Origin of the sequence: Coprobacillus sp. AF33-1AC (genome assembly GCF_003475785.1) — a bacterium.
Lineage (GTDB): Bacteria > Bacillota_I > Bacilli_A > Erysipelotrichales > Coprobacillaceae > Faecalibacillus.
On the sequence record NZ_QRQB01000011.1, the window covers coordinates 1 to 12,771 of the forward strand.

The window sequence follows — 12,771 nt, forward strand, 5'->3', positions numbered from 1 at the left end:
TTTTATTTATATATAGTTGATACTTGATACGTTCTAGTATCTTTTTTTATATTTACAGAAAAAATCGTGGCTTGTTTTAATAGAGGAAGAACACATGTAAAAATATGATTTATAAATAATGAGTTTTCACTAATACTTAATTAAATAAATTGTAATAAGAATATGTACAATGTTTCAATAAAATTATTTGAATGGTGATGTCTAATATATAGAAAAGAACTATTGATATTCAAGCCAATGTTGCTTGTTTAATTTTGACAAAGTTCATAATTGTGTCTTATTGATCTCATCATATAATGATCAATTATAAAACATAAAGTAATAGTATAAAACAGTATGAGTCAATTGATTTAATAATTAAACTAAAATCATAAACTTAATATCTTTGTTAGAAATGAGTGGTATGGATCAAAATAATAAATAACGGGTAATATATCTTAAATGACTAATATAAAACTATTTTATCCTCAAACGTGAATAATATACTTGCTTATAAATGTAATGATTTATAAAGATATCTTTTTTTAAACAAACCAGTTCTAGGGGTAATACAACCCATTTACATGAGAACTAAATACGTCGCTTCAATAGATATAAGACTTATTACATTGACAAGTTTATTAGTGTTAAAGACATAAAGATTTTCATAATAAATGATCATAAAATAAATAAAAAAAATTTAAAAAAATAATTAAAAAACCCTTGCATAATGGGCTTTTTTTCTATATAATGTCGATGTTGACTTCATGTTGATGTGCGAGGTTGCTGAAACACCGAAAGGCGTTGTCATGAAACGGCATGTTTCAGGTAATTTGCACTGAGTGAATCACATCCTAAGAAATTTGAAAGGAGAAAAAATCATGGCAAATAACAAAATTAGAATTAGATTAAAATCATTTGATCACAAAATTCTAGACAATTCGGCAGAAAAAATTATTGGTGCTGCCAAAAAATCAGGTGCTCAAGTAGTTGGTCCTGTACCATTACCTACTGAAAAGGAAGTATATACAGTACTAAGAGCAGTTCACAAATATAAAGATTCACGTGAACAATTTGAAATTAGAACTCACAAACGTTTAATCGACATTGTGAATCCTACACCAGAAACAGTTGATGTTTTAACAAGATTAGAATTACCAAGTGGTGTAGACATCGAAATTAAATTATAAGAAAGGTAAAAGGTGTAACTCATGAAAGGAATCTTAGGTCGTAAGATTGGAATGACTCAAGTCTTCACAACTGACGGTTTATTAATCCCTGTAACTGTAGTAGAAGCTACTGAAAACGTAGTGTTACAAAAGAAAACAGTTGCAAGCGATGGTTATGATGCTGTTAAAGTTGGTTTCGAAGATAAAAGAGAAAAATTAGCAAACAAAGCTGAAAAAGGAATTGCTGACAAAGCAAACACAGCTCCTAAGCGCTTCATTAAAGAATTTCGTTTTGACGAAATGATGAGTTATGAAGTTGGAGATAAAATTACTGTTGATAGCTTCGTAGCTGGTGAAGTTGTAGATGTAACTGGAACTTCAAAAGGTAAAGGATATCAAGGTGTTATCAAAAGACATGGTCAACACATTGGTCCTAAAGGACATGGTTCAGGAGCTCATAGAATTGTTGGTTCAATGGGACCAATCGCTCCAAACAGAATTGCTCCAGGTAAAAAATTACCAGGGCAAATGGGACATGTAACTCGTACAATTCAAAACTTAGAAGTTGTTGCAGTAGATGTAGAAAACAATTTATTATTAATCAAAGGTTCAGTACCAGGACCTAAAAAAGGATTAGTAGTTGTTAAATCTGCAATCAAAAAAGCTGGTCAAGTTAAAACAGCTCATGAATTAGTAGATTATACTCCTGCAGAAGAAAACACAAATGTAGAAGCTGCAGCTGAAGCTACAGCTGAGTAATTTTGGGAAGGAGGAACATAGAATGCTTAATATTAAAGTATTTAACCAAGAAGGTGCTGAAGTAAAAGATTTAGAATTAAATGAAGCAGTATTCGGAATTGAACCAAATAAACAAGCTTTATTTGATATGGTTTTATTACAAAGAGCGTCTTTAAGACAAGGTACACATAAAGTTAAAAATCGTACTGAAGTTGCTGGTGGTGGTAAAAAACCATGGCGTCAAAAAGGTACTGGTAGAGCTAGACAAGGATCAATCCGTGCACCACAATGGCGTGGAGGAGGAGTTGTATTTGGTCCAACACCTAGAAGTTATAAATTTAAATTAAACCGTAAGGTTAGAAGATTAGCTTTAAAATCAGCTTTATCTACTAAAGTTCAAGATAATGAATTTATGGCAATCGAAGGAATTAAAATTGAAGCTCCAAAAACAAAAGATATGGTTAAAGTTTTAGAAAACTTACAAGCTCCAGCAAAAACATTAATTGTTTTTGATGAAATTTGTCCAATCGTTGCTAAATCTGCTAACAATATCCCAGGAGTTAAATTATTAGATGCTAAACATGTTAATGTTTATGATATTTTAAACAGCAACAAGTTAATTATGACTGAAGCTGCAATTAAAGCTGTTGAGGAGGTACTTGCATAATGGCACACATTACAGATGTATTAAAAAAACCTGTACTTACTGAAAAATCAATGACTCTTCAAGCTGAATCAAACAAATACACATTTGATGTAGATGTTAATGCTAACAAAATTGAAATTAAAAACGCTGTTGAAGCAATGTTCAATGTAAAAGTTGTTAACGTTAATGTTATGAACGTAAGAGCAAAAACAAAAAGAATGGGTAGATATGTTGGTAAAACTAACAAAAGAAGAAAAGCTATCGTAACTTTAGCTGAAGGAAACGAAATCAATTTCTTTGATGAAGACTAATTGATAATTCGTAAAATATTGGAATAACTCGTTCCAGATAAGAAATTAGGAGGAAACTAAAGATGGCAATTAAAACTTATAAGCCAGTCACTAACGGTCGTCGTAATATGACTTCATTAACTTATGAAGAAATTACAGCAACAAAACCTGAAAAATCTTTAGTTGCTAAGAAAAACAAAAACGGTGGACGTAATAACAATGGTGTTATTACAACTCGTCATCACGGTGGAGGTCATAAACAAAAATATCGTATTATTGACTTCAAACGTAATAAAGACAATATCCCTGGAAAAGTAGCAACTATTGAATATGATCCAAATAGATCAGCAAACATCGCATTAATTAACTATGCAGATGGTGAAAAAAGATATATTTTAGCTCCAAAGGGATTAGAAGTTGGAATGACTATTATCTCTGGAGAAAATGCAGATATTATTGTTGGTAATGCTTTACCAATGGGAAATATGCCTGAAGGTACTGTTATCCATAATATCGAAATGCAACCTGGTAAAGGTGGACAAATCGCAAGATCTGCTGGTGTGTCTGCTCAAATCTTAGGTAAAGAAGATAAATATGTAATCTTAAGATTAGCTTCTGGTGAAGTTAGAAAAGTCTTAGCAGTTTGTAGAGCTACAGTTGGTGTAGTTGGAAACGAAGATCATGGTTTAGTTAACTATGGTAAAGCTGGTCGTATGAGATGGAAAGGTGTTAGACCTACAGTTCGTGGTTCTGTAATGAACCCTAATGATCACCCTCATGGTGGTGGTGAAGGAAGAACTTCAATCGGTCGTAAAGCACCAATGACACCTTGGGGTAAAAAAGCTATGGGTGTTAAAACTAGAAAGAATAAAAAAGCTTCGACTAAATTAATTGTACGTCGTCGCAACGGTAAATAATAAGGAGGAAAGAAAAAATGGCACGTAGTTTAAAAAAGGGACCATTTGTTGATGCTCATTTAATGAAAAAAGTTGAAGCATTAAATGAATCTGGTAAAAAAGAAGTTATCAAAACTTGGTCAAGACGTTCAACAATCTTCCCTCAATTTATTGAACATACATTTGCAGTGTATAACGGAAGAGAACATATTCCAGTTTACGTTACTGAAGATATGGTTGGTCATAAGTTAGGAGAATTCGCTCCAACAAGAACTTTCCATGGTCACGGTGATGATGATAAAAAAGCTGGTAAATAGAGAGAGGAGAGCATAAAACATGGAAGCAAAAGCATTAGCTAAAACGATTCGTGTATCACCTCAAAAAGCAAGATTAGTTGTTGACTTAGTAAGAGGTAAGCAAGTGAAAGAAGCTTTAGGTATCTTAGAATATACTAATAAAGCAGCTACACCTGCAGTCATTAAAGTCGTTAAATCAGCTGCACAAAACGCTGTATTCAACAATGGTGCAGATGCAGATAAATTATATATTAAAGAAATCTTCGTTGATGAAGGTCCAACATTAAAAAGATTCCGTGCTAGAGCAAAAGGTAGCGGAACAAGAATTTTAAAAAGAACAAGCCACATCACATGTGTGGTAGATGAAAGATAGGAGGTACTAGAATGGGTCAAAAAGTAAGTCCAGTAGGTTTACGAGTTGGTGTTAACCGTAATTGGGATTCAAGATGGTACGCAAATGATCAAGATTTCGCTGGGTTATTACATGAAGATATTAAAATTCGTGATTATATCCTTAAAAAATTAAAAACTGCTTCAGTTGCTAAAGTTGAAATCGAAAGATCAAAAAACCGTGTAACAATCTTTGTTCACACATCTAGACCTGGTGTAGTAATCGGTAAAGATGGAGAAGCAGTAGATGCTTTAAGAAAAGAAGTAGCTAAAATGGTTAGTGGAAAACAAGTTTTCATTAACATCGTAGAAATTAAAAATCCAGATGTTGTTGCTCAATTAGTTGCAAACAACATTGCAGAACAATTAGAAAATCGTGCTTCATTTAGAACAGTTCAAAAACGTGCTATTCAAAGAGCAATGAGAGCTGGTGCTAAAGGAATTAAAACAAGTGTTTCAGGACGTTTAGGTGGAGCTGATATGGCTCGTGCTGAAGGATACTCTGAAGGGAATGTCCCTCTTCATACTTTAAGAGCTGATATTGATTATGCGACTGCTGAAGCAGATACGACTTATGGTAAATTAGGAGTTAAAGTTTGGATTTGTATGGGAGAAATCCTTCCTGAAAAGAAGAAAGGGGATAAATAATCATGTTGATGCCTAAAAGAACAAAATACAGAAGACCTCATCGTGTTAGCTATGAAGGTAAGACTAAAGGTGGAGATAAAGTATCTTTTGGTGAATTTGGTTTAGTAGCAACTGAAGGTGCTTGGATTACTTCACGTCAAATCGAAGCAGCACGTATTGCCATCAACCGTTATATGAACCGTGGTGGTAAAGTATGGATTAGAATTTTCCCACATTTAGCTAAAACTAAAAAACCATTAGAAGTACGTATGGGATCAGGTAAAGGTTCTCCAGAAGAATGGGTAGCAGTTGTTAAAACTGGTCGTGTTCTTTTTGAAGTAGGTGGATTAGAAGAACCAGTACTTAGAGAAGCTTTAAGACTTGCATCTCATAAATTACCTATTAAATGTAAAATCATTGGAAAGGGTGAATAATTATGACAGCGCAAGAAATTAGAGAATTAGATAACGAAGCTTTATTAGCTAAAGTTGAAGAATACAAAAAAGAGCTTTTTGGATTAAGATTCCAACAAGCTACAGGTCAATTAGAAAACACAGCACGTATTAGACAAGTTCGTAAAACAATCGCTCGTATTAAAACAATTATTAGAGAAAGAGAAATGAACCAATAGGAGGAGATACAATGGAAAGAAATAATCGTAAAGTTTATACTGGTACAGTTGTATCTACTAAAATGGATAAGACTATTACAGTGCTAGTTGAAACACATGTAAAGCATAAATTATATGGTAAACGTATGAAATCTTCTACTAAATTTCATGCTCATGATGAAGAAAATGTTGCTCAAGTTGGTGACATTGTTAAAATCATGTCAACAAGACCATTATCTGCTACAAAACGTTTCCGTTTAGTAGAAATCGTTAAAAAAGCAGAAACAGTTTAATTAGAAACTCTAAAAGGAGGTAACCGAAGATGATTCAAAACGAAAGTAGACTTAAAGTTGCTGATAATACTGGTGCTAAAGAAGTATTAGTAATTCGTAACTTAGGTGGTTCAAATAGAAAAACAAGTAGCATCGGTGATGTTGTTGTAGCAACAGTGAAACAAGCAGCACCTGGTGGAACTGTAAAAAAAGGTGAAGTAGTAAAAGCGGTTATCGTTAGAACTAAATATGGTGTAGGTCGTGAAAACGGATCATACATTAAATTTGATGATAACGCTTGTGTAATTATTAAAGATGACAAATCTCCAAGAGGTACTCGTATCTTTGGACCAGTTGCAAGAGAGTTAAGAGATGCTGATTTCATGAAAATCGTATCATTAGCTCCAGAAGTATTATAGGAGGGGTGGCACATGAAAATCCGTGTAGGTGATACTGTTCAAGTTATCGCAGGTAAAGATAAAGGTAAAACAGGTGAAGTGTTACAAGTTCTTGCAAAACAAGATAAAGTAATTGTTGAAGGAATTAATGTTGTTACTAAACATGTAAAACCTTCTCAAGCTGATCCTGAAGGTGGTATTGTAACAAGAGAAGCTCCAATTCATGTTTCAAATGTTGCATACTATGATTCAAAAGCAAAAGCAGCAGTTAAATTAGGATATAAAGTAACTGTAGATGCTGATGGTAAGAAAACTAAAGTCCGTATTAACAAAAAAACTGGGGCTGAAGTTGATAAAAAGAAAAAGAAATAATTGAAAGGAGATAGCAGATGAATCGTTTACAAGAACGTTATGAAAACGAAGTAGTTAAGTCGTTAATGGAAAAATTCAATTATTCTTCTAAAATGCAAGCACCTAAAATTGAAAAAGTAGTTATCAATATTGGTGTTGGTGATGCTGTATCTAATTCAAAATTATTAGATGATGCAGTGAATGAATTAACATTAATCTCTGGTCAAAAACCAGTTGTAACTAGAGCAAAAAAATCAATCGCTGGTTTCAAATTACGTGAAGGTCAAGCAATTGGTTGTAAAGTAACTTTACGTGGTGAAAGAATGTATGAATTTGTTGATAAATTATTCAACGTTTCTTTACCTCGTGTAAGAGACTTCAGAGGTGTATCTAACAATTCATTCGACGGAAGAGGAAATTACACTTTAGGAATTAAAGAACAATTAATTTTCCCTGAAATCGATTTTGATAAAGTAAATAAATTAAGAGGAATGGATATCGTATTCGTAACTACTGCTAATAGCGATGAAGAAGGTCATGAATTATTAGCACAATTAGGAATGCCATTCCATAAATAAGAGGAGGACTCACAATGGCTAAAACATCAATGAAAGTGAAACAACAACGTCCTCAAAAATATAAAGTGCGTGAATACACTCGTTGTGAACGTTGTGGTAGACCACATTCAGTAATTAGAAAATTTAAACTTTGTAGAATTTGCTTCCGCGAATTAGCATACAAAGGTGAAATCCCAGGTGTAAAAAAAGCAAGCTGGTAATTAGAAATTTAAAATCCGTTTTGGAAGGAGGACTAGCAAATGGTAATGACAGATCCAATTGCAGATATGTTAACAAGAATCCGTAATGCAAATAGACAGTATCATGATGAAGTAACTGTTCCTGCATCAAAATTAAAAGTAGAAATCGCTGAAATTTTGAAAAATGAAGGATTCATTAAAGGATATAAAGTTGAAGGCGAAGGTGCCATTAAAAACATTAATATCACTTTAAAATATAGAGGTAAAGATAGAGTAATCACAGATTTAAAGAGAATCTCTAAACCTGGATTACGTGTATATGCAAAAGTTAATGAAATCCCTAAAGTATTAAATGGTTTAGGAATCGTTATCTTATCAACTTCTCAAGGTTTAATGACTGATAAAGAAGCTAGAGCTAAACAAATTGGTGGAGAGGTTTTAGCATATATCTGGTAATAAAAAAATTATACAGGAGGTATAACTGATGTCTCGTATCGGTAATAAATTAATCATTGTACCTGAAGGTGTAACTGTTGATATCGCTGAAGATAATACTGTTACAGTAACAGGAGCTAAAGGGACTTTAGTAAGACAATTTTCTCCAGTTATTTCATTTGAAAAAAATGAAAATGAAATTACTGTTAAAAGAAGTAGTGAAGAAAAACATGTAAAACAATTACATGGTACAACAAGAGCATTACTTGCAAATATGATCACAGGTGTACATGATGGTTTCAAAAAAGAATTAGAAATCGTTGGTATTGGTTACCGTGCTCAAATGAAGGGAAATACATTAGTATTAAATATTGGTTTCTCTCATCAAGTTGAAATTGAAGCTGAAGAAGGAGTAAAAATCGAAACTCCAAATGCTAACTCAATTATCGTATCTGGTATTTCTAAAGAACGTGTTGGTCAAATGGCAGCATTAATCAGATCTAAGAAAAAACCTGAACCTTATAAAGGAAAAGGTATTAAATATGTTGATGAAAGAATCATCAGAAAAGAAGGAAAAACTGCTGGTAAGAAGTAGTTTAGAAAGAGTAAGAAAGGAGCTATATTCATGGCTAAATTACAATCTCGTAATGATGTACGTTTAAAACGTCACGCTAGAGTTCGTGCAAAAATCAGTGGAACTCCAGAATGTCCACGTTTAAATGTGTTCCGTTCAAATGCTCATATTCATGCTCAAATCATTGATGATGTAAATGGTGTAACTTTAGTAAGTGCATCAAGCGTTGATATGAAATTAGAAAACGGTGGAAATATTGCTGCAGCTGCTGCTGTAGGGAAAGCTATTGCTGAAAGAGCAGAAGCTAAAAAAATTAAAAAAGTAGTATTTGATCGTGGTGGATATATTTATCATGGTCGTGTAAAAGCTTTAGCTGAAGCAGCTAGAGAAGCTGGATTAGAATTCTAGAAGGAGGTCAATATGGAACAACGTAAACCAAGAACTAACAATGGTGAAAGAAAATCTGGACCTAGAAGAAATGGTCAAAGAAGAGCACCAAGAAGAGAAGAAAAAGAATTTGAAGAACGTGTTGTTACTATTAACCGTGTAACTAAAGTAGTAAAAGGTGGACGTAGAATGCGTTTCGCTGCATTAGTTGTTATCGGAGATAAAAAAGGTAGAGTTGGTTTCGGTACTGGTAAAGCTAACGAAGTACCTGATGCAATTAGAAAAGCATGCGAAAATGCTAAACGTAATGTAATCAAAGTACCTTCAATCCATGGAACAATCCCACACGAAGTAACTGGTATTTATGGTTCAGGTAGAGTATTTATTAAACCTGCATCTCAAGGTACTGGAATCATCGCTGGTGGTCCAGTTCGTGCGGTTGTTGAATTAGCTGGATATTCAGATATCTTATCTAAATCTTTAGGTTCAAGAACACCAATTAACATGGTTAGAGCAACTATGGAAGGTTTAGCATCATTAAAAACAGTTAATGAAGTAGCTGAATTAAGAGATAAAAAAGTAGAAGAAATCTTTGGATAATAGGAGGCAAACACATGGCTAAGAAATTAAGTATTACGCTTGTTAAGAGTCCAATTGGTTGCTTACCAAAACAAAGAAAAACTCTTGAAGCGTTAGGTTTAAGAAAAGTTAATAAAACAGTAGAAAAAGAAGACAACGTTTACATTCAAGGAATGTTAAAAGTTGTTGGACACCTAGTTAAAGTAGAAGAAAAATAGGAGGTGTAACGATGAAACTACACGAATTACAATACACTGAAGGTGCACGTAAAGAAAGAAAACGTGTTGGACGTGGAACAAGTTCAGGAACTGGTAAAACAGCTGGTAGAGGTCAAAAAGGACAAGGAGCTAGATCAGGTGGAGGTAAAAAACCAGGTTTCGAAGGTGGACAAACTCCATTATTCATGCGTTTACCAAAACGTGGATTTACAAACTTTAATCGTAAAGAATATGCTATTGTAAATTTAGATAGCTTAAATAAATTTGAAGATGGTGCAACAGTGAACGCACAAGCATTAAAAGAAGCTGGAATCATCAAAAAAGAATTAGATGGTGTTAAAGTATTAGGAAATGGTGCTATTGAAAAGAAATTAACAGTTCAAGCTGCTAAATTCTCTAAATCTGCTGTTGCTGCTATTGAAGCTGCAGGTGGAAAAACTGAGGTGATCTAAGATGCTTACATTTTTGAAAAATGTATTCAAAAAAGGAGAGCTTCGTCGTAAGGTCGTATTTACACTTGGAATTTTATTTGTTTATCGTTTAGGATCAGCAGTTACAATTCCGGGTGTTAATATCGGATCTTTAAGTTCGAGTGATGCGAATTCTGGTATTTTTGGAATTATGAATTTATTAGGTGGGGGAACACTTGAAAGATTTTCATTATTCGCTTTAGGTGTTTCACCATACATTACTTCATCAATTATTATCGAATTATTATCTATGGATGTTATACCAGCACTTACTCGCTGGCGTAAAGAAGGTAATACTGGTAAAAAGAAGAAGGACCGTGTTACAAGAATTTTAACTTTATTCTTATCTGCTTTACAAGGTGGCGTGCTAACATATGCCTTTGATAGTGGATATAATATTTTAACAAATACTTCTATTTGGTCATACATTTATGTTGTTTTAATTATGATGGCTGGAAGTATGTTTGCAATTTGGTTAGGAGATCAAATTACAAATAAGGGGATTGGTAATGGTGTTTCATTATTAATCTTTACAGGTATCGTTTCTAACTTACCTAATTCATTTATTACAACATTTAACAATATTGTTAAATTCGACAGTGGAATGTGGTTAGATATAGCTTGGTATGTATTATTTGTAATTGTTTATTTATCAATTGTTATCTTCGTTGTATTTACTGAAGGTGCAATTAGAAAAATTCCAATTGTCTATGCTACAAGTACAAATACAACAATGAGAACAAAGGAACAGACTCATATGCCTATTAAAATTAATAGTTCAGGGGTTATTCCTGTTATCTTTGCTTCATCTGTACTCGCAGCGCCAAGAACAATTGTTAGTTTTATGAAAGCTAGCACTGTTACAAAATGGATTAATACAATATTTAATTATCAAGAACCAATTGGTTTCTGTCTATATATTGTCATGATTATTGGATTTACATTCTTCTATTCAAATTTACAGATTGATGCTGAAAAAATCAGTGATGATCTTAAGAAAAATGGTGGTTCAATTCCAGGTGTGAGAACTGGCGTTGATACTAAGAATTATATTAAAACTGTTTTAAATCGTGTAACAGTTGCAGGATCATTATCTTTATGTATTATTGCTGCAATTCCAATTATTACTCCAGTTTTATGGACACAAACTGAAAACGCAAGTTTATCACTTGGTGGAACAGGTTTGATTATCGTTACTGGTGTGGCACTTGAAACAGTAAAACAAATCAAGACTCACATAACAAGAAAAGAATATCACGGGTATATTCGTAAGTAGTATAGAAAGAAGGGTTACAATGAATATTATTTTAATGGGTCCTCCTGGTGCAGGAAAAGGGACACAAGCAGCAAATCTAGTTAAGGAATATGGAATGACACATATTTCTACAGGAGATATTTTTAGAAAAGCTCTTAAAGAACAAACTAAATATGGTGTTATCGCAAAATATTTTATTCAATTTGGACATTTAGTTCCTGATGACTATACTATTCAAATGGTTAGGGATTATTTAAAAGAAAATGAATTTCCTAATGGATTTATTTTGGATGGGTTCCCTCGTACTATTATCCAAGCAAGAGAACTTGAAAGTATTGGTAAAGAATTTGGTTTTACTATTGATGCAGTTATAAATCTTGATGTTAATTTTGATAAATTAACTAAGAGACTTTCAGGAAGAAGAACTTGTAAAGAATGTGGAGCTACATTCCATGTAGAATATAATCCACCTAAACAAGAAGGAATTTGTGATAATTGCGGTGGTGAATTATATCAAAGACCTGATGAAAATGAAGAAGCTGTAAAAGTAAGATTAGATACTTACAATAAACAGACTAGACCTTTAATTGATTATTATACAATGAAGGGTGAAATCACTAATATTAATGGTGATCAATCTATGGAAGACGTCTTTAAGGATATCAAGAAAAGCCTGGAGGTTAAATAATGATTGTTACTAAAGATAGTAGAGAAATAGAATTGATGGCTGAAGCAGGAAGAATTGTTGCTCTTGTACATCAAAAATTAAAAGAAGTGATTGTACCTGGAATAACAACATTGGAAATTGATCAAATTTGTGATAAAGTTATTCGTGATAATGGAGCAACACCTTCATTTCTTAAATTATATGGATTTCCTAATAGTGTATGTACTTCTATTAACGAAGAAGTTGTACATGGAATTCCTAGTCATCGTAAATTAAAAGAGGGTGACATTATTTCAGTTGATGTAGGTGCATGTTATAAAGGTTATCATGGTGATAGCGCATGGACTTATGCAGTAGGTAAAGTAAGCGATGAAGTAAAAAAACTTATGGAAGTTTGTGAAGCTTCGTTATATACTGGTTTAGAGCAAGTTAAACCGGGTAATCGCTTATCTGATATTTCTCATGCTATTGAAACTTATCTATATGAACACGGATGTACAACACCACTAGATTATACAGGTCATGGTATTGGAACTGAAGTTCATGAAGATCCAGCTGTACCAAATTATGGTCCAGCAGGAAAGGGACCTCGTTTGAAGAAAGGAATGGCTTTGGCCATTGAACCAATGGCACATTTAGGTGCAAAAGAAACAGAAACTTTAAGCGATGGTTGGACAGTAGTAACAAAAGACCGTTCTTTAGCGGCTCATTATGAACATACTATCGTCATTACAGACGATGGTTATCGAATTCTTACAAAACTTTAA

24 protein-coding genes are annotated in these 12,771 nt (G+C 33.1%); all 24 read left to right on the plus strand.

Annotation, left to right across the window (positions count from 1 at the left end):
* Positions 1-860 precede the first annotated feature (860 nt).
* The 24 genes from rpsJ (at position 861) to map (ending at position 12,771) form a co-directional block, all read left to right on the plus strand.
* Positions 861-1,169 carry a 30S ribosomal protein S10 gene (gene rpsJ, locus DWZ53_RS05380; RefSeq protein WP_118432674.1) on the plus strand — a complete coding sequence of 103 codons (309 nt, stop codon included), beginning with the start codon at positions 861-863 and terminating at the stop codon, positions 1,167-1,169.
* 21 nt (positions 1,170-1,190) lie between these two features.
* Positions 1,191-1,907, plus strand: a complete 717-nt coding sequence (gene rplC / locus DWZ53_RS05385; RefSeq protein ID WP_118432675.1) for a 50S ribosomal protein L3 — start codon at positions 1,191-1,193, stop codon at positions 1,905-1,907.
* Positions 1,908-1,929: 22 nt separating this feature from the next.
* A complete protein-coding gene (rplD, locus tag DWZ53_RS05390; protein ID WP_118432676.1) occupies positions 1,930-2,553 on the plus strand; it encodes a 50S ribosomal protein L4 in 624 nt (207 codons plus the stop codon).
* Positions 2,553-2,843, plus strand: coding sequence for a 50S ribosomal protein L23 (rplW, locus tag DWZ53_RS05395; RefSeq protein ID WP_118432677.1), 291 nt, complete (start codon positions 2,553-2,555; stop codon positions 2,841-2,843). The genes rplD and rplW overlap by 1 nt, the downstream gene beginning before the upstream one ends.
* A 62-nt stretch (positions 2,844-2,905) precedes the next feature.
* The gene (gene rplB, locus DWZ53_RS05400) at positions 2,906-3,739 is read left to right on the plus strand and encodes a 50S ribosomal protein L2 (protein ID WP_118432678.1); all 834 of its coding nucleotides are present in this window, start codon (positions 2,906-2,908) and stop codon (positions 3,737-3,739) included.
* Between the two features lie 17 nt (positions 3,740-3,756).
* Positions 3,757-4,035, plus strand: a complete 279-nt coding sequence (rpsS, locus tag DWZ53_RS05405) for a 30S ribosomal protein S19 (RefSeq protein WP_118432679.1) — start codon at positions 3,757-3,759, stop codon at positions 4,033-4,035.
* Between the two features lie 19 nt (positions 4,036-4,054).
* Positions 4,055-4,387: a 50S ribosomal protein L22 gene (rplV, locus tag DWZ53_RS05410; protein ID WP_118432680.1), complete on the plus strand. Its 333-nt coding sequence runs from the start codon at positions 4,055-4,057 to the stop codon at positions 4,385-4,387.
* An 11-nt stretch (positions 4,388-4,398) separates the two neighbouring features.
* Entirely contained in the window at positions 4,399-5,052 is a 654-nt protein-coding gene (rpsC, locus tag DWZ53_RS05415) for a 30S ribosomal protein S3 (protein ID WP_118432681.1), read from the plus strand.
* Positions 5,053-5,054: 2 nt separating this feature from the next.
* Entirely contained in the window at positions 5,055-5,465 is a 411-nt protein-coding gene (gene rplP / locus DWZ53_RS05420) for a 50S ribosomal protein L16 (RefSeq protein ID WP_118432682.1), read from the plus strand.
* 2 nt (positions 5,466-5,467) lie between these two features.
* Positions 5,468-5,662 carry a 50S ribosomal protein L29 gene (gene rpmC, locus DWZ53_RS05425; RefSeq protein WP_118432683.1) on the plus strand — a complete coding sequence of 65 codons (195 nt, stop codon included), beginning with the start codon at positions 5,468-5,470 and terminating at the stop codon, positions 5,660-5,662.
* Between the two features lie 11 nt (positions 5,663-5,673).
* Positions 5,674-5,934, plus strand: coding sequence for a 30S ribosomal protein S17 (gene rpsQ, locus DWZ53_RS05430; RefSeq protein ID WP_118432684.1), 261 nt, complete (start codon positions 5,674-5,676; stop codon positions 5,932-5,934).
* A gap of 29 nt (positions 5,935-5,963) precedes the next feature.
* A complete protein-coding gene (rplN, locus tag DWZ53_RS05435) occupies positions 5,964-6,332 on the plus strand; it encodes a 50S ribosomal protein L14 (protein ID WP_118432685.1) in 369 nt (122 codons plus the stop codon).
* A gap of 12 nt (positions 6,333-6,344) precedes the next feature.
* Positions 6,345-6,683, plus strand: a complete 339-nt coding sequence (gene rplX, locus DWZ53_RS05440) for a 50S ribosomal protein L24 (protein ID WP_118432686.1) — start codon at positions 6,345-6,347, stop codon at positions 6,681-6,683.
* Positions 6,684-6,700: 17 nt separating this feature from the next.
* Entirely contained in the window at positions 6,701-7,240 is a 540-nt protein-coding gene (gene rplE, locus DWZ53_RS05445; RefSeq protein ID WP_118432687.1) for a 50S ribosomal protein L5, read from the plus strand.
* A gap of 14 nt (positions 7,241-7,254) precedes the next feature.
* A complete protein-coding gene (locus DWZ53_RS05450; protein WP_003536834.1) occupies positions 7,255-7,440 on the plus strand; it encodes a type Z 30S ribosomal protein S14 in 186 nt (61 codons plus the stop codon).
* Positions 7,441-7,479: 39 nt separating this feature from the next.
* Positions 7,480-7,875 (plus strand): 30S ribosomal protein S8, encoded by a 396-nt coding sequence (gene rpsH, locus DWZ53_RS05455; protein WP_118432688.1) that lies wholly within the window; start codon positions 7,480-7,482, stop codon positions 7,873-7,875.
* A gap of 28 nt (positions 7,876-7,903) precedes the next feature.
* Positions 7,904-8,449 (plus strand): 50S ribosomal protein L6, encoded by a 546-nt coding sequence (rplF, locus tag DWZ53_RS05460; RefSeq protein WP_118432689.1) that lies wholly within the window; start codon positions 7,904-7,906, stop codon positions 8,447-8,449.
* A 30-nt stretch (positions 8,450-8,479) separates the two neighbouring features.
* Positions 8,480-8,836: a 50S ribosomal protein L18 gene (rplR, locus tag DWZ53_RS05465; RefSeq protein ID WP_118432690.1), complete on the plus strand. Its 357-nt coding sequence runs from the start codon at positions 8,480-8,482 to the stop codon at positions 8,834-8,836.
* 12 nt (positions 8,837-8,848) lie between these two features.
* Positions 8,849-9,415 (plus strand): 30S ribosomal protein S5, encoded by a 567-nt coding sequence (gene rpsE / locus DWZ53_RS05470; protein ID WP_118432691.1) that lies wholly within the window; start codon positions 8,849-8,851, stop codon positions 9,413-9,415.
* Between the two features lie 14 nt (positions 9,416-9,429).
* Complete coding sequence (gene rpmD / locus DWZ53_RS05475; protein ID WP_118432692.1) at positions 9,430-9,612, plus strand: 50S ribosomal protein L30; 183 nt, start codon at positions 9,430-9,432, stop codon at positions 9,610-9,612.
* Between the two features lie 11 nt (positions 9,613-9,623).
* Positions 9,624-10,064: a 50S ribosomal protein L15 gene (rplO, locus tag DWZ53_RS05480; RefSeq protein WP_118432693.1), complete on the plus strand. Its 441-nt coding sequence runs from the start codon at positions 9,624-9,626 to the stop codon at positions 10,062-10,064.
* Position 10,065: 1 nt separating this feature from the next.
* Positions 10,066-11,358 carry a preprotein translocase subunit SecY gene (secY, locus tag DWZ53_RS05485; RefSeq protein ID WP_118432694.1) on the plus strand — a complete coding sequence of 431 codons (1,293 nt, stop codon included), beginning with the start codon at positions 10,066-10,068 and terminating at the stop codon, positions 11,356-11,358.
* A 19-nt stretch (positions 11,359-11,377) separates the two neighbouring features.
* Entirely contained in the window at positions 11,378-12,025 is a 648-nt protein-coding gene (locus tag DWZ53_RS05490) for an adenylate kinase (protein ID WP_118432695.1), read from the plus strand.
* Positions 12,025-12,771, plus strand: a complete 747-nt coding sequence (map, locus tag DWZ53_RS05495; RefSeq protein ID WP_118432696.1) for a type I methionyl aminopeptidase — start codon at positions 12,025-12,027, stop codon at positions 12,769-12,771. Before DWZ53_RS05490 ends, map begins: the two co-directional genes overlap by 1 nt.

Bases quoted from the DNA above. Each gene is read 5' to 3' on its own strand.
- rpsJ (WP_118432674.1), top strand. From the start codon at position 861: ATGGCAAATAACAAAATTAGAATTAGATTAAAATCATTTGATCACAAA.
- rplC (WP_118432675.1), top strand. From the start codon at position 1,191: ATGAAAGGAATCTTAGGTCGTAAGATTGGAATGACTCAAGTCTTCACA.
- rplD (WP_118432676.1), top strand. From the start codon at position 1,930: ATGCTTAATATTAAAGTATTTAACCAAGAAGGTGCTGAAGTAAAAGAT.
- rplW (WP_118432677.1), top strand. From the start codon at position 2,553: ATGGCACACATTACAGATGTATTAAAAAAACCTGTACTTACTGAAAAA.
- rplB (WP_118432678.1), top strand. From the start codon at position 2,906: ATGGCAATTAAAACTTATAAGCCAGTCACTAACGGTCGTCGTAATATG.
- rpsS (WP_118432679.1), top strand. From the start codon at position 3,757: ATGGCACGTAGTTTAAAAAAGGGACCATTTGTTGATGCTCATTTAATG.
- rplV (WP_118432680.1), top strand. From the start codon at position 4,055: ATGGAAGCAAAAGCATTAGCTAAAACGATTCGTGTATCACCTCAAAAA.
- rpsC (WP_118432681.1), top strand. From the start codon at position 4,399: ATGGGTCAAAAAGTAAGTCCAGTAGGTTTACGAGTTGGTGTTAACCGT.
- rplP (WP_118432682.1), top strand. From the start codon at position 5,055: ATGTTGATGCCTAAAAGAACAAAATACAGAAGACCTCATCGTGTTAGC.
- rpmC (WP_118432683.1), top strand. From the start codon at position 5,468: ATGACAGCGCAAGAAATTAGAGAATTAGATAACGAAGCTTTATTAGCT.
- rpsQ (WP_118432684.1), top strand. From the start codon at position 5,674: ATGGAAAGAAATAATCGTAAAGTTTATACTGGTACAGTTGTATCTACT.
- rplN (WP_118432685.1), top strand. From the start codon at position 5,964: ATGATTCAAAACGAAAGTAGACTTAAAGTTGCTGATAATACTGGTGCT.
- rplX (WP_118432686.1), top strand. From the start codon at position 6,345: ATGAAAATCCGTGTAGGTGATACTGTTCAAGTTATCGCAGGTAAAGAT.
- rplE (WP_118432687.1), top strand. From the start codon at position 6,701: ATGAATCGTTTACAAGAACGTTATGAAAACGAAGTAGTTAAGTCGTTA.
- DWZ53_RS05450 (WP_003536834.1), top strand. From the start codon at position 7,255: ATGGCTAAAACATCAATGAAAGTGAAACAACAACGTCCTCAAAAATAT.
- rpsH (WP_118432688.1), top strand. From the start codon at position 7,480: ATGGTAATGACAGATCCAATTGCAGATATGTTAACAAGAATCCGTAAT.
- rplF (WP_118432689.1), top strand. From the start codon at position 7,904: ATGTCTCGTATCGGTAATAAATTAATCATTGTACCTGAAGGTGTAACT.
- rplR (WP_118432690.1), top strand. From the start codon at position 8,480: ATGGCTAAATTACAATCTCGTAATGATGTACGTTTAAAACGTCACGCT.
- rpsE (WP_118432691.1), top strand. From the start codon at position 8,849: ATGGAACAACGTAAACCAAGAACTAACAATGGTGAAAGAAAATCTGGA.
- rpmD (WP_118432692.1), top strand. From the start codon at position 9,430: ATGGCTAAGAAATTAAGTATTACGCTTGTTAAGAGTCCAATTGGTTGC.
- rplO (WP_118432693.1), top strand. From the start codon at position 9,624: ATGAAACTACACGAATTACAATACACTGAAGGTGCACGTAAAGAAAGA.
- secY (WP_118432694.1), top strand. From the start codon at position 10,066: ATGCTTACATTTTTGAAAAATGTATTCAAAAAAGGAGAGCTTCGTCGT.
- DWZ53_RS05490 (WP_118432695.1), top strand. From the start codon at position 11,378: ATGAATATTATTTTAATGGGTCCTCCTGGTGCAGGAAAAGGGACACAA.
- map (WP_118432696.1), top strand. From the start codon at position 12,025: ATGATTGTTACTAAAGATAGTAGAGAAATAGAATTGATGGCTGAAGCA.